Consider the following 22334-nt stretch of genomic DNA (forward strand, 5'->3'; position numbering starts at 1 on the left):
TGCGGTGTCGACGGGCTCACGGTTGGGCGCTCAGTAGTAGGAGTTGATCGTCCAGCCCGCCGCGACGGGCGTGTTCCAGACCGTCTGGCCAGACTCCCCGCAAAAGCTGCTGACCCACGGCGTCGTGATACCGGCGTACGTCGCCCAGTTCGTCGTCACGATGATCGTGTAGGTGCCAGGCGTGCCCGCCTGGGACAGCGCGTTGTTGATCCCGCCCGAATCGTCCTGGAGCGTCGGCGTCTGGCTTTCCGTATGCCCGAGGTTGTGGTTGCCGCCGTCGGTGATGTCGATGCTCTGCGAGAGCTGCCCGCGGTTGCCGGAGGGGCCGTTGCACATGCCGTCGTTCAGATGCGCCCACGTGGACGCGACGATGATTCCCGGCTTGGTGAGGTTGACGGTCGTCCTGAACGTATACGAGTACGTCCCGTTGCTGCCGTTGTACGAATAGGCGCCCGACTGGAAGTTCGTCGCCGGCTGGCTCGTGCAGGCCGAGTAATCGCCCGCGCCGTTCGGGTTGGCCATCACGAGCTGACAGCCCGTGAGCGATGACGCCGGCTCGATTTCGCTTTGCGTTTGCCACCTGCCGCCGCGGCACGACAGCACGCGCCCGCTCGCATCGGTGGAGACGAGCGTCGTGCTCGCCGACGCGGGGGCGATGGCCGCATTCTGCGGTGCGGGCGGGCATGGGTCGCCGACGTTGTTCGCGTTGCCGAGCGCGAGATTGCCCGCTTCGTCCACCGCCAGCGCTTGCCATGCGGCGCCGTCGTACGCATAGGCCCGATTCGTCGCGGCGGTGAGCCGCACGTCGCCCTGATGCGCGGCGACGCCCGCGAGCGCCGCTTCGTCGGCCACCGGTTCGCGCCAGTGATAGGCCGCCTGCGGCACCCACATGTGCTGCGTTCCATCGCAATTCAGGACGTTGCCCGAAGAGTCGGCCGCGATGGCGCCGGGCTGCGTGCAGGCGGCGTAGTCGATCTGCTGCGCGAGCACGATCGGCACTTGCATCGTGTTCGCCTGCGGGTTGCCCGGCACGGCCACGCGGTACAGATAATCGACGTTCTGCGCCTGCGTGCCGTCGTAGAAGATAAGGCTCGCCAGATGTCCCGTGCCCGTTTTCGTGCTTGTGCAGGATCTATTCGCCGGGTTGGGCGTATCGACCTTCCAGGTGCCGAAGGCGCCGGTGGCCGCGCCGATCGTATTGTTCGTCGCCTGAATCGAGCCACCGCCCGGGCCGGCGTTCGCCGCGATGTAGCCGAGTTCGGGATCGGGAATGGTTCGGCCGCCCTCCGTGACGAGCAGCGCCTGCAACGCCACCGGGCTGGCGCCGCCCGGGGCCGCGTAGACGAGCAGGCACGGCGTCTGACCATACGGGTTCGTGCCGCTCAACGCATTCGACAGGTAGGTCGACAGCTGATACGGCGAGCCGGTCATTTTCACGATCACCGGCGAGGTGGTCGTGGCCTGGGCCGCGAGCGCCGTGTAGTTCTGCCGAATGAGCCGCGTGGCGGCCGCCGTCAGCTGCGACTGATAAAGCGCGGCCTGCTGCGCGCGCGTATCGTCGAGCGACGAGTTCGTGAGCGTGACGAGGCCCGCCATCATCAATGCCGCGAGCGCAAGTACCGCCAGCATCTCCACCATCGTGAAGCCGGACATGCGGCGCGCTGGCCGCGCACGGAGGCCGGCGCGCCGCATGCCGATGCGAGCGAGGGTACGGGTGTGCTCAGTCATACGCTTGCGCCATCCATACCGGCATGCCGTTGGGGATCGCGTTCGCCAGTGCGGCCGGCAGCGGCACGGCCGGGTTGCCGGGGGACACGAGGTTGGCGCCGAGCGCCACGCCGGCCAGCGCCGAGCCCTGCGCAATCTGCTCGATGCCGTCGACCGCGGCCGCGGCGGCCGCCGACGCCGCATAGACCACGACCAGGCTGCCCGCATAGCCGGTATTGGGCTGGACGTAGTTCCGCCACATCGGATCGGGTACGGTCGCCCCGAGGTAGGGCGCGACGCTCGCCGCCGGCACGCTGCCGGCGAACGACGGGTTGGCGCGCGCGAAGGCCACCACGGCCTGCCGGTAGGCGCTCATGTTCGCCGCGAGCGCCATCGCCGACGGCGCGAGCGGTGCCGGCGCCGCCTCGGCGCCGAGCAGCGCGTAGGCACCGGTCAGCATCGCGAAGGCGGCGACGATCCAGATCAGGAACATGGCAGGCGGCTCGTGGCGTCAATCGGAGTGAAGGCCGATACTCTGGCCTCGATCAGGCGGAGGTCCAGATGATGTTCTTCGCACCACCGGCACAAGCGGCCTGAGCGGCGGCGGGCGTGACCGGCACGGTTTGCGTCGCACCGCCGATAGAGACGGCCGTCCAGGTTCCGCCGGCAGACGCCGCGTTGATGCATACGTCCGTCGGTACGGAATCGAATTCGATCGTGAATGTACCGCTGGTAGCGCTCGTAACGGTGACTGCGCCACCCCAGGCATCGGTGACGGTATTTGCCGCGGTGTCGATGACGAGCGTCGTCGGGATGATGCCGGCGGCAATGGCGACGGTCGTCGTCAGCCCGTTGTAGCCGTTGGTCTGCCCCATATACAGCTTCTTGACGCCGGTCTGGATGGCCGTCACCTGCTCGGCCGTCTGATTCGACGAAGCACTGCCGAATGCGCCGCGCAGCAGCGCAATCGCGCCGATGACGACGATTGCGGCGATCCCGAGATAGGCGATCGCTTCGAGCAGGGTGGCGCCACGCTGCATGTGCCGCGCCCCACGGCTGCCCACCCGGGCGCGAATCGATGCGACGGTCTTGACATTCATGTTGCTCTCCTTGGTTTCCTCAATCGGCACGCGAGAAAGACGTGCCCCTACCTTCAACACCCGTTCGTTTGCACTGCGCTTGCACGTCATTACACGGCAGGCTCAATGCACACTCCGGGCCAAAGCCGCAATTTCCTGCTGAATTCCGAAGAAGCCGCTGATGAGCCACGACAGCACGAGCGCGAGCACGACGATCGCCGCGCCGTTGACCACGCGCATCTGCGCCTCGATCGTCTCCACGCCGTCGGTCATCCATTCGTTGGCGATCGCGTGCAGCGCCTCGGCGAAGCCCTTGTATTCGGCATACACACACAGATCGTCGACGATCTCCTCCGAAGGAAACCGGTAGCCGGCGTTCTTCATCGCCTCGCCGACGTTGAGCCCCGACTTCACGCCGAACAGCATGTCGTCGATTCGCTGCCTGAGCCACGGCGTCGCATCGGCGGCCAGCCGCGCGAGCGAGCGTTCGACCGTGAAGCCCGCCGCCTGCAGCGACGAAAGCGCGACGAGAAAACCGCAGCCCGTAATGAGCCGATAGATCGAGTAAGGCGGGTAGCGGTCGAGCCAGGCCCGCACGTTGCCGGACCAGCGCGGCATCGAGTACAAGAGCGCCGCGACGAGGATCGCGAGCACCAGGAGGCAGTAGATCATGCCGCCCTGCACGAACCGGGACAGCTCGTAGAGCGACTTCGCGACGCCGTGCCAGCGCTCCGGGCTCACGATCGACGCGAAGCGCGGAATCACGAGCTTGCCGAAGAGGTACACGTACCCGATCGTCATCGCCACGATCACGCACGGGTAGGTCAACCCGCCGACGATGGCCGTCCGGATCCGGCGGCCGTACTGCACGACGTTGCACACGTTCAGCAGCGCGGCCTCGAGGCGCCCGGACTGCTCGCCGGCCATGACGATCATCTGCTCGGTATGCGGCACCCACCACGCCATTGCCTCGGCCAGCATGCCGCCGTTTTGCACGACGCCGCGCCAGTCCGCGAGCGTCAATGCCAGCGGCTCGTTCGGCTTGCGGCCCTCGTGCGACGCACGCAACTCGAGCTCCTCGAGAATCTTGAGCAACGGCAAACCGTTCGCGAGCATTTTCGCGATCTTGCGATAGAGCCGCAGGCGCGCCTGCGTCGTGAGTTGCAGGCGCGCCCAGCGCCGGTTGAGCTCAAGTGCCATAGCCGCTTCCGAGCGGCTGCGGCCGCCCCCCGCTGCCCTGCATGAACGGCCCGACCACGCGCTCCGCCATGCGCGGATCGACGAGGCCTGCCGCCACTTTTTCGAGCGCGTGCTGCGCGACCGTCTGCCCCGCGAGCTCGCCGAGCCAGTACGCGTGCGCATCGGGCTTGCGCCCGGCGCGCAGCAATTCGCAAAACGTCGCGTCGGTGCGCACGACCTCGGCCACCACGGTCCGGCCGACCGTGCCGTTCTTGCAATGCGGGCAGCCCGGCCCGGCCACGCGCACCGCGTCGAACCGCGCGCCGACGGCCCGCTTCAAGCGCGCGACGAGCCCCATGTCGAGCTGCGCCATCGACTCGGCCAGCGGGCGCGAGCAGTGCGGACACAGCAGCTTGACGAGCCGCTGGCTGATGAGCCCCGTGACGAGCGATTCGTCCGTCACCATCGCGATCGGCAAGCCGAGATCGACGAGACGGTCCACGATCGCGAGCGCGCCGTTCGCGTGCACCGTCGTCCAGACCTGATGGCCCGTCATCGCGGCGCGCAACGCGCTTTGCGCCGATGCACGGTCGCGCACTTCGCCGATCATGATCGTATCGGGATCGAGCCGCATCGCGTTCGCGATCGCGGCGGCGAACGCGAGCGAGCGCGCCTCTTCCGTCGGCGCGTTGACGACGGGCGTCTGCACGGCGCCCTCGATCGGGTACTCCACCGGGTCTTCCACGGTGATGACGTGGATCGAGCCGGCCATCTCGCGCAGTTGCCTCGTCAGCACGCGCTGCAACGTCGTGGATTTGCCCGAGCCGGTCGGGCCGCTGATGATGTTCATGCCGTGCGGCTGCTGCGCGAGCAGCTCGAACGCGTTCGCCTGCGCCACCGTGAAGCCGAGCTCGGTCAGGGCCGTCGCCTCGCCCGCATCGTTGTAGAGCAGCCGCAGCACCATGACGCTGCCGACGCTCGTGGGCGCCGTCGCGATCCGCACGCCGAAAAGCCGGTCCGGCAGCTTGTCGCGATCGCCGATGGCCGCGTCCTGGCGTTCGTTCGGCTTGTAGGTGTTGTCCGATACGCTCGACATCGCCGCGTAAAGCGTGGCGAGCAGCCGCTCGCCGTACTCGCGCGTCTGCTCCGACATGCGCACGAGTTCGTTGTGGATGCGAAAAAGAATCTCCGTGCTGAAGCGGTTCACACGGATATGGATATCCGACGCACGCTCGTCGCACGCCCGCGCGATCAGGTTCTTCGCGACGGCCTGCATCTGCGTGTGATCGATGCGCTCGGCACTACCGTCGCGGCGCGGGCCCTGATAGCTGCGCCTGATCGCATCGAGCGTCACCAGCCGCGTCGTATAGCGGCAATTGAGCCGTTCGAGCCTCGCGCAGTACGACAGCACGAACGGATTCATTTCGTGCCCTTCGGCAACGAGCAGCGTGCCGTCGTCGAGCAGACAGAGAAACTTGCGCTCCTCGTCGCTCGCGGCGAACTCGCCGCTGTCCGAAAGCGGGCGCGCCACCGCGGCGAGCGGCAGCGCCTGCCCCGGCGGCTGGCTTTGCGACGCCGTTTGCGCGGGCCGCACCGACGCGGCGGCGGCCGCGGCCACGGCGCTCAGCACCGGCTCGCGTGGCCGCGCGACGGGCGCGAGAGCCGGCGCGGCTGGAGCCGCGGGCTGAACCTGCGCAAGAGACGGATCGGTTTCGATCGGCTTCACGGCGCGCGAGAGAATCAGCGGCGTCACGCTCGTGGGCGTCTTGCCCGGAGGTGTGGCAGACGAACTCATCGCGTCACCTCGCAGGCATCGGCAACGCAGGCAGCGTCGGTATCGGCGGCACGCCGGGCGAGCCTGTCGACGCGACGTTGCGCGCGGGCTGCTGCCGCGCGCTCGCGGAGACGGTCAGCGTCGTGCGCCGTCCGTCCTGCGATGCGAGGACGATCGCGCCCGGGCGAATGGCCGCCACGCGCATGCCGTTGGGCAGCGTATCGCCGGGCCCGACGTCGAACTCCGCGCCATCGCTCGTCGCCACGGTTGCGCCGAGCTTCTTGCCGAGCCCTTGTGTCGCCACGAGCGACACGTCCGAATACGACGAGACGGTACTGCCCATCCGGTGCAGCGCTTCTTGCCGCTCCGCCACCTGCGCCTGCGCATCGAGCTTTTTCAGCTGCGCCTTGAGGATCATCGTTTCCTCCTGTAGCCGCATCAGTTCGTTGGCTGCCTGCACGGCGGCCGGTGTCGGAACGACGTTCATGCGCGGCGCCGCTTCAGCGGGCGCGGCGGCCGTGGCGGCTGCGGCGCTGGCCTCGCCGAACGCGGCCAACGGCCACGCGCAGCAGCAGGCGAGCACCAGCACAGTCAATGCATCGTCATTTCTCATAGAGCACTCCGTCGAGCGTCCACTGCCCGGATTTGTATGAAAGCGTCTCGACGCGCACGCCCGGCTCGTCGAGGTACCTGATGAGGCTGTCGGGCCGCACGTCGCCCAGTTGCGCCGACATGCGCCAGGTCTGCCAGCTCGGCGCCGGGGGCGGGCCGCCGCCCGGCTGCAGCCGGTCCAGCGTTTGCGAAGCGAAGCCGCGCTGCGGCGCGCTTGCCGGTTGCAGCGTGAACGTCAGGCCGATGCCCAGCAACTGGAAGGCGGAAAGCATGCGCAAGCGCACGCCGTGCACGCCATCGAGCACTTCGTCTCCCCCTGCGGGCAAGGCCAGCGGCTCCACGTAGCTCGCATGCTCGCCGTTGCCGTCGATCGTCGCGCGCGGCTCCGCCGCCATCAGCATCGCCACGTTCGATCCGCCCCGCGACCAGCTGTAGCTGACGTTCGACGCGCGGCAAACGTAGTCGTCGAGTTCCCAGCCGCCCGGCGCGATGTGCGTGAAGTGATCGAGGCACCCGCGAACGAACGCATCGGGCCGCGGCGCGCCGGCCCATGGGTGCGCGGCTTCGGGCGGCGCCGCGGGCTTGGGCGGATGCAGCGCGAGTTCCGCGCGCATCCGCTCGAACGCCTGCTGCCGCTCGAGTTCCATACGGTGGTGCCGGTACGCGACGATGCCGGCCGCCACCGCGGCCGCCACCACGATCGCGCCGGCGACCAGCAGCACCTCGCGCCGCGGTGCGCGCCGCGAGACCCGCGACAGATTGAGCCAGCGCGGCAAATGCGGCTTGCCGCCCCGGCGCGGGATCATGTCCTCGATGCGCCGCGCGTAGAAGTTGTGGAACCCCTGCACTTCCAGCTGCGGATCGCCGATGACGACGTTCCAGCCGCCGAGGCTGTAATCGCCGTGCAGCCGCTCGAACACGTCTTCGCTGGAACCGATCCAGTCGCCGTTCGGCAGGAACGCGCCGTCGCGCACGGCGAAGTAGGCCCAGCGCCCGTCGGGCAGATGAAACGCACCGAGCCAGTTGGGCGCCGGCTGCTGGCGTCCGTCGTAGAACGCGCCTTCGGCCGCGATCGTCTTCGACACGAGCGCGCCGAGCGACGGCAAGCCCAGTTGCGCGCCCTCGCGCGTGCTCGCGAAACCCACGCCCGCGAAGGTGCGGTCGATACGCAGCACCATCGCATCGAAATTCAGGCGCGCGGCGAGTTCCACGGCCTCCGCGCGCAGCGCGTGCCGGCGCGAGAGCGATTGCCAGAAAAGGCCGCATATGAAACGCTGGCGGCCGATCTGGATGACTTGCGTCGCCATGACGGATCCTGTGCCCGAGCGCGCGTCAAGCGCCGTTGATCGCGATCGGCGACAGCAGGATGACGATCACCTCGCGCGTGCCGGACGCGTTGAACCCGCCCATCGCGTAGTTCGACGGATGGCCGACGCCTTGCCGGTTATCCTGATCGGTGATGCCCTCGTAGCCGCTGATGACGAGCGTCTGCCCCGACTTCACGGCGATGCGCTGCAGGAAGTTGCGCGTATCGACGGTCGGCAGCTGGATCTGCTGGTTCGCCGGGCCGAACGGCGCAAGGTTCACGAGCGACGAAATGTTGCTGTAGAACTGCATCATGATCGTGCCGTCGTCGAGGATGTGCGGCAGCACCGTGAGGTTGAAGCCTGTCGTGATCGTGCCCGGCGTGAGCGACGTCTGGCTGCCGATGTTGACGGTGTTGGTCGTCGAGATCTGCGCGAGATAGCCTTGCTGCTCGGCCACCTGCACGGGAACGGGCTGATCGTTGAGCGTCGTGATCGAGGCCGAGGTCTTGCGGTGCACCGTGCCCTGCGTCGAAAGCGCATCGATGATGGCCGTCGTGCTCGAGGCGCGGCTCGACGGTGTGATCACCGTGGCCGAGAGCTCGCTCGGGTTCTGGATCATGCTCGTGAACGCGGTGGTGATGCCGAACTGCGTGCCGAGCGCCTGATAAACCGCGTGCCAGTTGATGCCGTAGCTGTCCTGCGCGGAAAGCGTGACCGACAGCACCGTCACGTTGACGAGCACCTGCCGCGCGAGCACGCGGTTCTGCTGCTCCATGAACTCGCCCACGCGTTCGAGCACGTCGGGCGTATCGGTGACCGAGATCGAGCCTGTGGCGGGCGAGGTGATGACCGAGCCTGCCGGAGAGAGCATCGCCTTGATCGCCGTCTGCAAGCCGTTGTACACCGAGAGCTGCGCGTTCATCGTGATGTTCGCGGTGTTGTCCGACGACACCGACGGCGAACCGGACGCCCCGCCGCCTCCGCCGCCGATGCCCGCGCCACCGGCGCCCGATCCGCCCGCGGCCCCCGCGCCGTTGCCCGACGCGCCGCCGCTGTTGCTCGCACCGCTCACGACGTTCGTATCCAGCCTCGAGTCGCCCGGAATGGCGACCACCTGGTAGACGCGCGTGGCCGTGTAGAAGAAGACGATCGCGCCGTCCTCGTACTTCCAGTAGACGCCGAAGCGGGCCGACGCCGTGTCGAGCAGCCCGCGCAGCGTGCCGCGCGAATACGCGATGCGCACGGGCGACGATACGTTCGGCACCCGCGCGGCCACCGTCGCGGCGCTCGTGCTCGGCGCGGGCCCCTGCAGCAGGCCCGGTGGCAGCGGCGGCACGCCGGGATAGGCCCCGGCGCCGCCCGTATCGACCGCGGTCTGCGTCGCGCGCGCGGCCGCTTCGCTCGTGCCCGGCGCGACCTTGGCCGGCAGGTGCGCGAGGCGCGAAATGCGATCGGCGAACATGCGCAGCGAATCGACCGTGCCGTCGAAGCTCGCCGGCTCGTCGAAGAGCTTCGGCAGCGTCGATTTCGCGGCGATCTTGATCGTCTTGCCCGACAGCCAGAGTTCGTCCTTGACGATGACGTCGTCACTGCCCGGCACCGCGCGGTTGTCGCCGTTCGACAGCTTGCCGAGCAATTGCCCCGCACGCGCGGTATCGGCCTGGGAGCTGCGCTCGATCTTGTCCAGGAGGCCGGTGCACCCCGCGAGCAGCGAGAGGCAGGCGGCAAGGATGACGAAAGGACGACGGAGGACGCTCATCAACTTGCTCCTTTGGGAACGACGCGCATGACGCGGTTGCGCTGGTACAAGACCACCTGAATCGGCACCTGCGCGCCGGCGAGCGCATTGGTCACCTGACGCAGCGCTTCGGCGAGCGTGCCGTGTATCGTGGCCGTCGCGTCGACCTGAAAATCGGTCGGCACGTCCCAAATGAATTGCCAGCCGGCTTCGCTCGCCCAGCGCGCGAGCGCATTGCGCACGGAGCCGTCCGACAGGCGCATCTGCCACTCCGTGCGCTCGGGCGCCACCGCGGGCGCGAACGCCGGCGTCGCGGCGGGCGCCCACGATGGGGCCGGCGACTCCGGGCCGGACGCCGGCTGCATGGCGGCGAGCAGCGGGGGCTCGATGGCGTCACGCTTTGCCGGCGCCGGTACCTGCGCTCGCGGCGGTGCTGAAACAAGTGCCGGTACCGATGCCGGCATCGCCGGCCCGGCTGCCGGTGCGGGCGTCGTCACCGGAGCGGGTGCCGGTGCCGGTGCCGGTGCCGCCACGGGCAGGACCGCCGGTGCTGCCGCCGGTATGCGAGCCGATGCCGGTGCTGCGGGCGTCGACGTCGAAACGCGCGCCTGCGCCACGGCCTGCGCCTGTGCAATGGCAGGCCCCGCCGCGGGCGCCATCGCCGCCGCGCCCGTGGGCAACGTGGAAGACGCATTCGTGGCGGCACCGTTCATGCGTGACGCCGCGCCGGCCGCCTGCGAGGCAGGCCGCGGCGCGTCAACGTTTGCGCGCCGCGCATGCGCAGTCACCGTGAGCAAACGCATATCCGTATCGACGCGCGCCTGCAGCGCGGGATCGACCGACAGCACGTCGCCGAGCGCGTGCGCGACCGACGAGCCGGCGCGCCAGCTCACCGGCGCGTCGGCCCATGCGCCTGCGTTCGGCACATTGATGCTGTAACTCGTCGGCATGATCTGCTCGAGCGCGCGCAGCAACGGCACGTCGTGGCCGCCCGTGCGCACGACGCCGCCCAGGCGCTGCCCGCCGTCGACGATCACTTGCTGATCGGAAGCGTGCGCGACCGTGCAGGCGAACCAGACGCCGCACAGCAGCGCCCGAATTGCCAGCGGCATCGCCGCTATCCAGACATTCGCCCTCGCCCGGTTCCGCCTCTTGTCGCTCATGCACCTCGGATGCACCGGAAGCTCTATTTTTCTTGTTGCCACGTTCTTTTCAATCTACTTGAACCATGCCAATAGCCGCCCTAAAAGCAGTACCGAAAGGCGTCAGGAATTCGAAAGAAATTATGTAAGAAAACAGTAACGCCGCGTAAGGATAGCACTACAGCTCAATGGGTGTTTACGGCAACGTACAACGCACCTTTAAGTAAAAAAATAATCCTGGAAAATCATCCTGTCTCGGCCGGCATGGATGATACAGGCACTGGCGCGAGAACGTCGCCTTCGCGACGCAAGCCCCGCCCAGCATGGCTCTGTGGCAGCCGCCATGTTTTTTTTGGACGCTTCTGCGCGAATCGCGGAATGGCCACCCTGGAAATATGGCAGATACAAACGTGTGCTATGGCGCCGTTCGCGGGCAAGCCGCCAATTGGGTGCCGTACAGGTGGTATCCGGAAATCCGTGTGTCAGGCGGATTGATATTCAGATTCGATTGTTTAATCTTTCTGAATAAACAAGCGCGAACTGATTCACGGCGCGCTCCAATCGTGCCGGGAACCGGTCCACTTGACCAAGACGCTGCGCAGCGCCAGCCAGATCAGCTTGAGCGCCGCCTCATCCGACTGGAAGTGGCCGCGCCGTGATCATCTTCCGAAGCTGCATGTGCAGCGACTCGAGTTTCCGTGGCATGAAGCGGCTCCCTGGCCGTCGGTTCATGCGTCACACACGAAGATTCGGACAGGCTCGCCGTGCACCGCGCCAAACGGCGCACGGCGGCGGCAAACGTAACAAATCATCAAAAAGCCGCGACGCAGGCCTCCCGCTCGTGCGTGAAAGTCCACCGCGGCACCGCCCTATCCGGCACATGCCGATGCCGAACCGAAGGTAACAAACCATCACAAACACGCGCCTGAATCGGCCCGCGATGAAAACATGCGCTCACGGCTTCACGAATCGTTTCACGCCGCTTAACGCATCGCTCATTGAGTCAGGAGCACGACATGTTCTCAACGATCTACTTCGCCGCCGCCTCGGCCCTCGCTTTCGACGACACCCCCGCGGACGTCGCCTCGAAAATGCTCCACGGCCAGTTTCTCGACGCTGTCCGCCACGCCGCACGCCATGCCGATACCGACACGGCGCAAGCTCAGCCCGGCTACGCACAGCTGCAAGTCTGCGCCGACCTCGAGCTGATGCTCGGCCGCCATGAAGAAGCGGAGGAAACGTATCGCCGCGCGCAAAAAGCCATTCGCGCCCATCGCGACGGTCTGCGTATCGCGTCGTGCCGCAATACCGGCTGGCAAGCCTTGTTCCGCAACCAGTTCAACGTCGCGCTCAGTTGCTTCAAGCGCGTCGGCGAGGAAAAGGCGGCCACGCCGCGCCAACGTCTCGACAGCCTCCTCGGTGCGACGCTCGTTTCGTTTCATCTGGGCTTGATCCAGGCGGCGTGCCATCGCCTCGGCGAGCTGGCCGCGCTGGCGGCAACGCATGGCGATCGCCGCTGGAGCTACCTCGTGGACGCGCTGCGGCGGGACCTCTTCGCGCAGCACGAACTGCACGGTGCCGAGCGACTCGCCGACCACATCTACTGGCGCTCGGCCATCGCGGAGTTCGAGCCGAGCGAGGCACCGGCACCCGGCTCGCAGCCCGCCGGGACCGTGCTGCCGCTGCTGGCCGAACGACTCTCGCACCTGAGCCGGCTCGTTTCGCTCGCCGACGGCCGGACGAGCGCGGGCGAAACGCTCAAGCAATACGTGAGCTGGAGCCGCCAGGCCGGCCTCAACGATTACCACCGCAGCCTGTGCCTGGAAATCACGCTGGCCGCGATCGCCGGCCACGCGACGCCGTTGGCCGAAGCGATGCTCGATGCGTCCGGCGCGGCGAATTCGCAAGGCAGCCAGCATGCGCGCTGGTACCTCGACTACCTCTACTGCCGCGCGAAGATCATGCAGCAGCAGATGCGCACGCAGGAATTCGCGCAGTTCTACGGCCGCTACGCGCTCGCGTCGATTCAGCACGTGCGCGCGGACAGCATGTCGATGCCCGCCGCCGCCGACCACATGCAGGCGTCGCGCACGGCGCAGCGCTCCGACGACGTGAGCGCCCGCCTGCCGGCGAAATACCGCCGCGCCTATCGCTACCTGATGGACAACCTCGACCAAAAGGACCTTTCGGTGCGCGAAGTGGCATCGCACGTGGGCGTGACCGAGCGCGCGATGCAGGCAGCGTTCAAGAACCACCTCGGGCTGTCGCCGAGCGAGCTGATCCGGCGCCAGCGGATGGAGCGCATTCGCGGCGATCTGCTCGACGACGGCGCACCGGCCACGCGCGTGCTCGACGTCGCGAACAAGTGGGGCGTGCGCCATCGTTCGACGCTGGTCAACGGCTACCGGCGCGTGTTCCAGGAAGCACCGTCGGAGACGATGGGCCGCTGAGGGCAGCGGTGTGCGGCGCCCAAGCGCCTGCACCGCCGATCGCCAACACGGCCGGCCCGCGGCTTTTTTTCCGCCAACGCCGTCCGACGAAACGCAAACGCGTGGGTCGGACGGCGTTTTCATTCGCACGTCGGTGCGAAGCGATTCCCGCACCGCTTCTCTTACCGGATGATCCATGATGCGACCATTCCCCCCCAAGCCGGCGCTCGTGCTGGCGCTTGCCATTCTGTCCGCGCGGCCCGCCGAAGTGCGCGCGCAGACTCCCGACTGCTTTGCGGCGGCCGCAGCCTATCAGCAGGTGAGCCCCGTCGTGCTGCGCGCGATCGCGTGGCAAGAATCGCATGGCAACGCGAACGCGCTCCATCGCAACCGGAACGGTTCGACCGATTACGGCATGATGCAGATCAACTCGATTCACCTTCCGCTGCTGTCGCGCTACGGCGTCTCGGCGGACGACCTCATGAACCCATGCCTGAGCGTCTACGTGGCTGCGTGGCACCTGCACAAGATGATGGTCAAGTACGGGAATACCTGGGCGGCGATCGGTGCCTACCATTCGGAGACACCTGCCGAGCGCGACCGCTACGCGCGTTCGGTGGAACGCATCGTCGAGCGCATGAAGCTGACGGATGACGGGCAGTAAGACGAGGGGGTAGCCGGGGAGACCCGGCTGCCGGCGAACGTCGTCAAGCGAGAATGCGACGTTGCATGAAGAAATCGTCCCGCATGGCGAGCGCCAGGGCAAGCACGAAGCGCAGACGAAGCAGGAACAAGGCAGGCAGGACGTGTGGACGATCAGAACGGGGCGTTCGCGAGCCGCGCGCGAAAACGCAGCGGCCCGCCGCAGCCGTTACTGCCCCTTGGCGGCGTTCGAAATGTTGCTGGCGCCCTTGTTACCCACCGACGCCAGCGCCGATGTGAGCTCCTGCGACTGCTGGTTGACGGCGGCCGCCAACGTGTTCGCGTTGTTGAGCCGCGTCATCTCGCTTTGCTGCCTCATGAAGTCGTTTTGCATCGCGGCCATTTGCGTCACGGGGTCCCCTGCGCCGAGGGCCGATGGACGCACGATGTCACCCGCCGCATGCATCGCGGTGGACGCGATACCAGGCGGCAGAAAGTGGCTTCCGGCATGCAGCGCCGAACTCAGCACCTGTGCACCGACGTTCCCCGCGCGCCCCGGCAGGCTCGCGAAGTTGCGCGGCGGCGGAGGCGGCGGCGGCGCGCCGTCGGCCCCCTTGAAGCTGGACAGCCCGTCCAGTTGGCCTTTGCTGCGCGCGGGCGCTTGCTTTTGCGCGCCGTCGGTCGCACCGTTCTTCGTCCCTTTCTCGAATTTCGCGATAGTGGACTGGACGAGCCCCGGTCGAATTCCTAAGCTGCTCATGGAGAACTCCTTGAGTGACATGACGATTTCCGTCGCCGGCAACATCGCTCGATGTCGGTGCGGCACGGTCCCCGCATCCCACTCACGCGGAGCGATATCGAGGAATGCAAGCCCAAGCTTATGCTCCACGGCATTGCGCCACGCAAGCGACGCGACGCGGCGAGCGAAATTGCGAAGCGCGCATGCGGCAAATGCGACGAAGTGCGCAAATGGATCCGCACGCGCAGCACCGCGCCGGCATCGACGTGCGCTTTTTTGCACGCCACTTCGGAATCGGCAGGCTGCCACCGTTATGTCGTTTTACCTTTCCAACACGAGAACCCACGTTCGCAAAGCGCGAAGACGGAATCGACGCGCGAAGGCACGTCGACCGCCTGGACGCGACGAGGCAGCGCGAAAGTCCATCAGGGCCTTTGTCGCGAGGCGACGTCGAACGATCGAAATCAACCGAAAGGAAACGTCATGACGATCAGAAACAGCACGCAAGTACGGTCATCATCGCTCGACCTCCCGCGCGACAACACGCAGCCCGCGCCGGCCCCGCGCCAACGAAGCGCATCGATGACCGGCCCGCGCCCCTCCGGCGGCGCATTGCTCGGCGCTCTGGGCAATGCGCCTGCCCTTCCGGCACACACCGGCAACCATGCACCGGCGCAGGCGAGCCCGCTTTCGACGACATCGCAACCGGCCGGGACGGCGCAGCAGCTCCCATCGCCGCCGCTGCCGGCGCCGATGCCGGTCAGGCGCAGTTCGCTGCCTACGCACGCATCGTCGTCGGGCTCCGCGATCGGCCGCCAAGGCGGCTCACGGTCGCTGCCCGGTTCGGGCAAGCTGGGCGCTCAACGTGCAGCCTTGGAAGACGGGACGATACCGGTGCTCAACTTGTCGGGCGGCGGGGAGTCGAGCAAAGAAGTGCCCGTACACGAGGAACCGCAGCCACACACGCCTGCATCGCAGCACGACAGTGCGGCGTCCGTTCGAAATCAGGAGACCGTGGAAACGAAAGCTGCCGACACGCAATCGGCCACGTCGCGTTCAGGCAGCCCGTTGCCGCACGAGAAGGCGGCCACGGGGCTGACAGCCGCGACGACGAGCGAGGCCGAATCGACACCCAACACGTCGCGCGCGGCCAGCCCGGTGCCGCTCCCGAAAGAGGCGCCCGCGCCCGAAGAAAAGGCAACGACGAGCGCCGTGCCACCGCAAGACGAACCGGTGCCGACAAAAAACACTTTCACGACGCCTTCCCACGCGGAAGCCTCATCGTCGCGCCTGCCCGACACACCGTCGTTGCCCAAGGGGCACGACACGGCGTCCCGGAGCGCCCTCTCCCCGAAGCCGGCCAGCTTCTCGGCGCCTCACGTCGTCGCGCACGACATCGACAGTCAGGATTCCGAAAGCCCGCCCGAAGCAACCGTTCCGAGCGCGTCGTCCCGGGTAGCGCCGGAAACCCGCACGCTGGCCGCCGCCGCGACATCGGTGCCCGCGGAGATCTCGGTCGCGCAGACCGAGGGCACACGTCCGGCATCGGCCGCCTCGATCACCAACAACCTGTCGGCCGCGCTGTCCCGGCCGGGACAGATCCAGTCGTTCATCTCGAACGTCGGCGACATGCTGACCCGGAATCCCTACGGCGCCGCGCAACCGCTCAAAGGGTGGACGGCCAACCTCGTCAACGCGTTCAGTCATGAATTCGTCGCAACCGGCGGCGCCACGCTCTTCCGGGAGTTGTGCTCGATGGCTGCCGAAGCAGTCCTCGACAAGACCGGTGCCGGGCCCGAAACACGCGGCGCAATTACGGCCACGCTGTTCACGGCGGCCGCGATGGGCAACCTGGCCGCGATGTTGCACAAGTATCACACTGGCACCGCGGACAACAAGACCTACGCGGGCCACGGTGCGCAGATCTTCGCGCTGATAGCAACAGTGGCCACCGCAGCCTATACCGGCAAGAACGACGAGGGCAACGGGCACCTTGGGCAGCTCTCCAGCATACTGCCTAGCGCGATCAAATCGTACGCATACCTGGCGCGCGACGTGATCAACGTGTTCCGCCCGCTCGAAGGCAATCACGACGCAGGCTACGAGCACCCCGTCAGAGGTCAGCTGCTCAACGGCGCTCCGTACGGCGTCAACCAGTTCGCCGTGAACACCGCGCAGGGCAGCTCGCAATGGTCGGCCCCGTCCTACGTCGACAGCCTCATTCACCACACGAAGAGCCATGCGGCGATCAAAGGCCTGTTCGGCTATTCGGCAGCGAATGCCGCCGGCGAGGGACTGGATGCGATCGGGGGACGCGTGGCCTCGGAAATCTCGACGCACGGCTTCACGGGCAAGGCGCTCGATGAACTGAAGACGCTGCGCCTGAGCTGGGGCAAGATCGACACCTCCGCAACCAGCACGGCCAGGCAGCTCGGGGACAAGGCGGCCGGCGCGGGAATCGCGCGTCTCAGCCTGTTCCTCTCCCTTTATGCCGCCACCGCCGTGGTCAATCACGCCGTGGAGGGTAAAGGCGATTGGTCCGCCGGCGGCAAGAGCGTCGCGGAGAACGCGTTCGGCGCACTGCTCATCATCGCGGGATGCCTGCCGTTTGCCGCGAGCACGTCGGGACCGTCGAACCGGTCGAACGAGGGGCGAACGATCGGCGCCGACAACGCGGTGGAACTGGGCGTGATGCATCGCACGACCGCTTGAGCAACCGGGGTGCGCCGAGCAAGCGAAACGACGCAGGTTCGCGCAGGTGGCCGCATCGGTGGCGCGGCGGCTCGCCTGCCGCGAGCCGCTCGCAACGGCATCGCGGTCGCCACCCGGTTCGGCAATCCGACGACGACTTCGCATCCGTCAACGCACTGTAAGCGCCGGGCAATAAATTAGGTTTCGCGGGCGGCCGCTATCGGCCCTCCATCAGCAGCTGATGAATACCGTCATTCTCACGCGGAGAAAATCATGTCCACTACAGCAGTACAAGGCTATAACGCCGGCTATCTGAACGGCATCGATGATGTCGGCGGCATCGGCGGCACGAACGAATCGCAGCTCGCACAACTGCTCGAGTTGCTCATCGAAGAAATCAAGCAGATTCTCGATCCCTCCAGCCAGAATTCAGGCGATGCGGGTGGCGTGGGCGGCATCGGCGGCGGTACGCCTTCGTACTCCGCGCCGCCCGCCTATGCCGGCGGCGGCGGCACCGCACCCGCTGGCGTGAGTGGCGGCGGTGGCGGCCAGGGCGGTGGCGGCGCGTCGTCGGGCATAGGCGGCGGTGGAAGCGGTGGCGGCGGCAGCCACGGCAACACGCTGCCCACTGTATCGGGCGGCGACGCCGCGCACGCCATCGCACAGGATCTCAAATCGCGCTACGGCCTCACCGACGCGCAGGTAGCCGGCGTGCTCGGCAACCTGCAGCAGGAAAGCGGGCTGCAAGGCAACGTCAATCAAGGCGGCGCGAAGGGCGCGCCCTCCGGCAACTTCGCGGACGACAACGCCAACGGCTGGGGTCTTGCGCAATGGGGCGGCACACGCAAACAAGGCGAAATCAACTATGCGAAGGAGCACGGGCTCGACCCGGGCAGCCTCGAAGCCAACATCGGCTTCATGAATCAGGAACTCGACACCACGTACAGCAAGACGATCACGGACATCAAGCAGACGACGACGGCGGAACAAGCGGCCCTGGTCTGGGACAAGGACTACGAACAGGCCACCGATCCGCAAATGGAAAACCGCAACAAGTACGCCGAGCAATTCCTCGCGCAAGGTTTCTGAACGCGAACGCGTCCGCCCCCGGGGCGTTTGAAGTTCGCACGATCCCGCCCGATGTCCGGGCGGGATTTTCTTGCCCGGCATTTTCCGCCGCGAGAACACCGCTCGCCGGCAGTACACGGACTACCCGGTCGCGCCCACGCAGATCAAATCTGCGACGCGATGGCGCTGGCGGCGGTGCGCCGTATTCCTGAGGAGGCTCGTCGAAGCGACGGCAGCGGGAGGATGTCGCAAGCGTTGCGCTTGCTCGGACACGACGTCGGCCTTGTCGAGCTCGATCGTTGATGCGTCAGGCGCGGCTGGTGCGGTCCAGGCGCGTACCCCGTTATCGGGTGGCAGGCTGAGAGCCCGATTGCGCCGAATCGGCTTGCACGACGATTCGATCCGGCGCGGTGCAATCGGGCATCAGTCTCTTTCGAGCAGGCGCCGCATGGCAAGGCGCACGTAGGGATCGGCACTGTCCTCGTGTGCCGTCGCATAGCCATGCCACGACGGATCGTCGAGGACTTTCAGGCAGATTGCCTTCAGTTCGGGCGCGCGATCGTCGGGCAATCCGTTCACGATCTGCCACGCATCGTGCGGACGCCCGCGCACCAACGCGATCGTCACGGCAAACACGTGCACCTCGCGCGTTTCGGGGTAGACATCGTGCATGCGCGCCAGCAGCGCCTCGGCCTCGTCCAGCTCGTTGGCCTCGATATGCTCGATGATCGCCTGCGCCATGGCCGGCGCATCGGCCGGCAGTTCGGTAAGAAGCTCCATCATGCTCGTCACCGTCCGTGCATCAGGCTGCGCCCGTGCCCGAGGTCAGCGTTCGCACCGCCTCCTTGCCGCCCGCCAATGCGAGTGCGGTAGCGGCGCCCTCCGGCGTCAGGTTTTCCGCGAGCGCCGTGCCGCCCTCGAGCGCCTCGAGCCCACCCGTCGCGATGGCCCCCGCCCCCGCAAGGGCTTCCTTCGGGTTGCCGCTCAGCAGCCCCTTGCCGAACGTCGCCGCGCCGTGCAGCGCGTTGCCGACACCATGGAGGACATCCCCGGCAGCCTTGGTGACATCCCCGACCACGCTTTTCACAATATTGCCGATGAAGCTCATTCGTTTTCTCCTTGATCGTGAAAGAAACGCGCGTTCGATGGAACGCGCGAAACCGGACCGCGCGAAGCCGGCCCTCGTTCCAATCTAATGAATGCGGATGCGAACGCGTTCGCGCGCGCGAAGCCGCACCGCGAAAGCCGAATGAGCGACACCCGCGAGACGGCTCGGCGACAGGCCGCCGCGAACCTGCTTCGCCAATCCGGACGATGCTTCGCGCGGTTCACGGGAGTGTCATGACCGGCCTGCACAGTCCAGTCCATCCTGTCTCCTGGTCCGAGAACATCATGGCTGCTCCACCGAAGATCGAGTTCCGGTCGCGTGCGATCGAATCCGCCGCCCTCGCCCGCACGCCGAGCGACCCCGGCCCGTCCACGGGAGCGAAGCCCGCGCCGGTGCCAACCCGGCGCGCGAGTGCCGGCGCGCTCATCGACGAGCTCGGCGGCCTCGGCAAGCGCCCGCGCGCGGAAGGTCCGCCCGCTGCGCCCAAGCCCGCCGCGGCTATCGCACCGCAGAAGCCCGGTGTGGACGACATCGGCGCATTCGTGCCGGGTGCCGGCGGCAAAGGCCGGCGCTTCGCCGATTTCGCGCACGCGATGGGCGTCAACCGCAAAGGCATGACGTTGACGGCCTTCGCCGCCAAGCGGCCCGCGAAAGACGGCCTGAACGGCGTATCGACGGCGGCGCACGGGCAGTTCGGCTACGACGCGGCGCCCGCCACCGACCTCGTGAACGCGCTGGCCTCGGGCTCGACCGCCGCCGCCGCGCATTCGATCCATCGCCGTTACGAAAACAAGGTCAAGGCGATGCTCGCCGCCGACGTCGAACGCTTCGAGCACCCCGAAAAACGCCCGCCGGGCGCGCCGATGCCCAACCAGGTCGACAACCTGCTGCTGACGAAAAACGGCAACGGACAATGGCAATACGACACCGGCAAGCTCTCGCGCATCGCGCGAGACGACGCGCATCCGCTCACGCAGCATGCCCGCGACGTATTGACCGCCATGAGCATCGCCGAGAACAAGGGCAAGCAACGTAACGGCGCGCTCTACCAGTCGGTCACGTCCGCCATCGGCCTGACGGCAAGCGGGCTGCTCGTGGGCGGCTCGCACGGCGCGCTGGCGCCGCTCGCGGCATCCGGGCACCTGACCAACGCGGTCAAGGAAGCGCTCGATTTGAAGAAGCCGTTTGTCGAAGGACGGCAAAACCTGCGCAATGCGAAGGCCGCCACGATTCAACGCTACGTCGACACGGTATTGGCCCCGCACGACTACACGGGCCAGACGCAGGACGAGCGCCTGCGCGCGGCGCTGCAAACGAGCCGCGCGAAGATCGACGATCTGCGCGCCATGGACGCGCGGCCGGCGGACGAAGGCCTGCCCGCGGACTTGCGCAGCCCGCAGGCGCAGGCCGGTATCTATGCGTCGCTCTATGACGATGCACGCCGCTACGCCAACAGCACGACGTCGTTCGGCAAGCGCTTGATCTCGGGCATGCACGCCGAAGACAAGGCGAAGGTACACAAGGATGCCGAGCGCGACATCGTGGTCAAGCACATTCTGTCGATGGTCGCCAGGAGCATCGGGCGCCTCGATCCGGCCACGCTCGCGGCGCTCGCGGGTGCCGACATGGCAGTCGATGCATCAGGCTCGCAGCGCGCCAGCCACGCGCTCGCGATCGTGGCCAACCATCCGCGCGCGAGCCGCAATCAGGATCTGATCGCCGCGCACACGCTGCTGACGGACAGCGGCATTCCGAAGGGCGAAGCGGCACTGCTGCTTTCGCAGCTTGCACGCGCGCGGCGCGAAAAACCGCAAGAGGCGCCGGCGCCGCGCGATACATCGGCTTCCGGCCTGAGTGCCGCACCGCTGACCGAAAGCGAGCGGCTCAAACAGATCGCCAACATCATCGGGCAGCCCGGCCTCACGGCAACCGCCGCGAAGACGGCGGAGGACCTCATCAAGAAAAACCTCGCGCTGAGGTCTTGACGCGCGGCGCGGCGTCGCGCGCAATCGCGACGCCCTCGCCGCCGCGCGCAGCCGGCGATGATTCGCCGGTTCGCGGCACTCGACGAAACTTCGGGATACGCGGGCTATCCGCCACCGTGCGCGCTTACCGTGAAGCGGGGTGGCCGTCGGCCGTCATCGCCGTCCATGCCGCCCTGACCTTCAATGCGAAAGGGAGATCCGATCATGCGATTCGCGTTCGCCGGCTTCGATCGCTGGCGTGTCGTCTTCGACGCGTTCGTCGCCGCCGGCTGGGAGCCTGTGGCGCTCTACTCGATTCCGGTCGACAACCGGCTCGACTTCAATAGCGAACTCGTCGAGCGCGCGGACAAGCTGCGCATTCCGGTGCAGCTGTCACGCATGAACGAAGACGATCTGCGCCGGCTCGCCGAACGGCAATGCGACGCACTGATCGTGGCCGGCTACAACTGGAAGATTCCGGCGTGGCAGCCCTATCTGCGCCATGCGGCCAACTTCCATCCGTCGCCGCTGCCCGACGGGCGCGGCCCGTACCCGGCCATGCGCGCGATCCTCGAGGGGCGGCGCGAGTGGGGCGTCAGTTGCCATCGCATCGATGCCGATTTCGATACCGGGGAGATCGTCGATGCCGAATGCTTTCCGCTCGATGCCGACGAATGGCACGAGACGCTGCAGCTGAAGCTGCAGATGGCCGCCCATCGGCTGGCCACGCGCGTGGCCCGCGACTTCGATCAGCTTTGGAACGAACGGCGTCCGCAAGGTGCGGGCAGCTACTGGCCGCGCGTTGCCGATGCCGAGCGCACGATCGATTTCGCGCGGCCCGTGGCCGAGGTGATGCGCGTCGTGCGGGCCTGCGGGAACGTCGAATCGATCGCGCCGCTCTTCGGCACGACCGTCCACGTAAGGCGCGCCACTGGCTGGCAGGAAGCACACACGTACGAGCCCGGGCAGATCGTGCATCAGTACCGGCGCTGGGTCGTGGTCGCCGCGCAGGACGGCTTCGTCGCCTTGCTCGAATGGAGCCCGCTGAACGCGTCCCTTCGTCGGCAGATGGACGGCTGAATCGGGACATCGGTTGCGCCGGTAAACGACGAAGCGGCCGCGCTACGGTGTTTTGCAGCGCGGCCGCCGATTGTG

General features: G+C 67.2%; 18 protein-coding genes and 2 pseudogenes. 7 read left to right on the forward strand and 13 right to left on the reverse strand.

Annotated features, from left to right (window positions below):
* Positions 1–30: 30 nt before the first annotated feature.
* The 10 genes and pseudogenes from pilV to WS64_RS33265 form a co-directional block, all read right to left on the reverse strand.
* A complete protein-coding gene (pilV, locus tag WS64_RS22045; RefSeq protein ID WP_060967710.1) occupies positions 31–1728 on the reverse strand; it encodes a shufflon system plasmid conjugative transfer pilus tip adhesin PilV in 1698 nt (565 codons plus the stop codon).
* On the reverse strand, positions 1721–2200 hold the full coding sequence (gene pilM / locus WS64_RS22050) for a type IV pilus biogenesis protein PilM (protein ID WP_060967711.1): 480 nt from the start codon (positions 2198–2200) through the stop codon (positions 1721–1723). Before pilM ends, pilV begins: the two co-directional genes overlap by 8 nt.
* 52 nt (positions 2201–2252) lie before the next feature.
* The gene (locus WS64_RS22055; protein ID WP_060967712.1) at positions 2253–2807 is read right to left on the reverse strand and encodes a type 4 pilus major pilin; all 555 of its coding nucleotides are present in this window, start codon (positions 2805–2807) and stop codon (positions 2253–2255) included.
* 102 nt (positions 2808–2909) lie between these two features.
* Positions 2910–3986 carry a type II secretion system F family protein gene (locus WS64_RS22060; RefSeq protein ID WP_060967713.1) on the reverse strand — a complete coding sequence of 359 codons (1077 nt, stop codon included), beginning with the start codon at positions 3984–3986 and terminating at the stop codon, positions 2910–2912.
* Entirely contained in the window at positions 3976–5760 is a 1785-nt protein-coding gene (locus tag WS64_RS22065; protein ID WP_060967714.1) for a GspE/PulE family protein, read from the reverse strand. The genes WS64_RS22060 and WS64_RS22065 overlap by 11 nt, the downstream gene beginning before the upstream one ends.
* A 4-nt stretch (positions 5761–5764) precedes the next feature.
* On the reverse strand, positions 5765–6295 hold the full coding sequence (gene pilP, locus WS64_RS22070; protein ID WP_244166631.1) for a type IV pilus biogenesis protein PilP: 531 nt from the start codon (positions 6293–6295) through the stop codon (positions 5765–5767).
* 46 nt (positions 6296–6341) lie between these two features.
* Complete coding sequence (gene pilO2, locus WS64_RS22075) at positions 6342–7658, reverse strand: type 4b pilus protein PilO2 (RefSeq protein WP_060967716.1); 1317 nt, start codon at positions 7656–7658, stop codon at positions 6342–6344.
* Positions 7659–7683: 25 nt separating this feature from the next.
* Positions 7684–9417, reverse strand: coding sequence for a PilN family type IVB pilus formation outer membrane protein (locus WS64_RS22080; RefSeq protein ID WP_059639198.1), 1734 nt, complete (start codon positions 9415–9417; stop codon positions 7684–7686).
* Complete coding sequence (locus WS64_RS22085) at positions 9417–10559, reverse strand: toxin co-regulated pilus biosynthesis Q family protein (protein WP_244166632.1); 1143 nt, start codon at positions 10557–10559, stop codon at positions 9417–9419. Before WS64_RS22085 ends, WS64_RS22080 begins: the two co-directional genes overlap by 1 nt.
* Positions 10560–11036: 477 nt before the next feature.
* Positions 11037–11231: pseudogene (locus WS64_RS33265) on the reverse strand (IS256 family transposase); the annotation flags it as partial.
* Positions 11232–11554: 323 nt separating this feature from the next.
* On the opposite strand from WS64_RS33265, the gene WS64_RS22090 reads away from it, so the two are divergent.
* Together WS64_RS22090 and WS64_RS22095 are read left to right on the forward strand one after the other, a co-directional pair.
* Entirely contained in the window at positions 11555–12988 is a 1434-nt protein-coding gene (locus WS64_RS22090) for a helix-turn-helix transcriptional regulator (protein ID WP_060967718.1), read from the forward strand.
* 175 nt (positions 12989–13163) lie between these two features.
* The gene (locus tag WS64_RS22095; RefSeq protein ID WP_060311204.1) at positions 13164–13631 is read left to right on the forward strand and encodes a lytic transglycosylase domain-containing protein; all 468 of its coding nucleotides are present in this window, start codon (positions 13164–13166) and stop codon (positions 13629–13631) included.
* Positions 13632–13838: 207 nt separating this feature from the next.
* Here the strand turns inward: WS64_RS22095 and WS64_RS22100 are convergent, their stop codons facing one another.
* Entirely contained in the window at positions 13839–14390 is a 552-nt protein-coding gene (locus tag WS64_RS22100; protein ID WP_244166633.1) for a hypothetical protein, read from the reverse strand.
* A gap of 99 nt (positions 14391–14489) precedes the next feature.
* Between WS64_RS22100 and WS64_RS22105 the strand changes: the two genes are divergently transcribed.
* The 3 genes and pseudogenes from WS64_RS22105 to WS64_RS34465 form a co-directional block, all read left to right on the forward strand.
* On the forward strand, positions 14490–17060 hold the full coding sequence (locus WS64_RS22105; RefSeq protein WP_244166634.1) for a hypothetical protein: 2571 nt from the start codon (positions 14490–14492) through the stop codon (positions 17058–17060).
* Between the two features lie 252 nt (positions 17061–17312).
* On the forward strand, positions 17313–18128 hold the full coding sequence (locus WS64_RS34460; protein WP_059639195.1) for a phage tail tip lysozyme: 816 nt from the start codon (positions 17313–17315) through the stop codon (positions 18126–18128).
* Positions 18129–18253: 125 nt separating this feature from the next.
* Positions 18254–18519: pseudogene (locus WS64_RS34465) on the forward strand (IS3 family transposase); the annotation flags it as partial.
* 11 nt (positions 18520–18530) lie between these two features.
* On the opposite strand, the gene WS64_RS22115 reads toward WS64_RS34465, so the two are convergent.
* Both WS64_RS22115 and WS64_RS22120 read right to left on the reverse strand, forming a co-directional pair.
* Positions 18531–18890 carry an HrpB1 family type III secretion system apparatus protein gene (locus WS64_RS22115; protein WP_059582684.1) on the reverse strand — a complete coding sequence of 120 codons (360 nt, stop codon included), beginning with the start codon at positions 18888–18890 and terminating at the stop codon, positions 18531–18533.
* Positions 18891–18909: 19 nt separating this feature from the next.
* Positions 18910–19215, reverse strand: coding sequence for a hypothetical protein (locus tag WS64_RS22120; protein WP_059582687.1), 306 nt, complete (start codon positions 19213–19215; stop codon positions 18910–18912).
* A gap of 233 nt (positions 19216–19448) precedes the next feature.
* Between WS64_RS22120 and WS64_RS22125 the strand changes: the two genes are divergently transcribed.
* Both WS64_RS22125 and WS64_RS22130 read left to right on the forward strand, forming a co-directional pair.
* The gene (locus tag WS64_RS22125; protein ID WP_060967719.1) at positions 19449–21200 is read left to right on the forward strand and encodes a hypothetical protein; all 1752 of its coding nucleotides are present in this window, start codon (positions 19449–19451) and stop codon (positions 21198–21200) included.
* A gap of 204 nt (positions 21201–21404) precedes the next feature.
* The gene (locus WS64_RS22130) at positions 21405–22259 is read left to right on the forward strand and encodes a methionyl-tRNA formyltransferase (protein ID WP_060967720.1); all 855 of its coding nucleotides are present in this window, start codon (positions 21405–21407) and stop codon (positions 22257–22259) included.
* Positions 22260–22334 lie beyond the last annotated feature (75 nt).

The sequence above is a fragment of the Burkholderia anthina genome (genome assembly GCF_001547525.1).
Classification (GTDB): Bacteria; Pseudomonadota; Gammaproteobacteria; order Burkholderiales; family Burkholderiaceae; genus Burkholderia; species Burkholderia semiarida.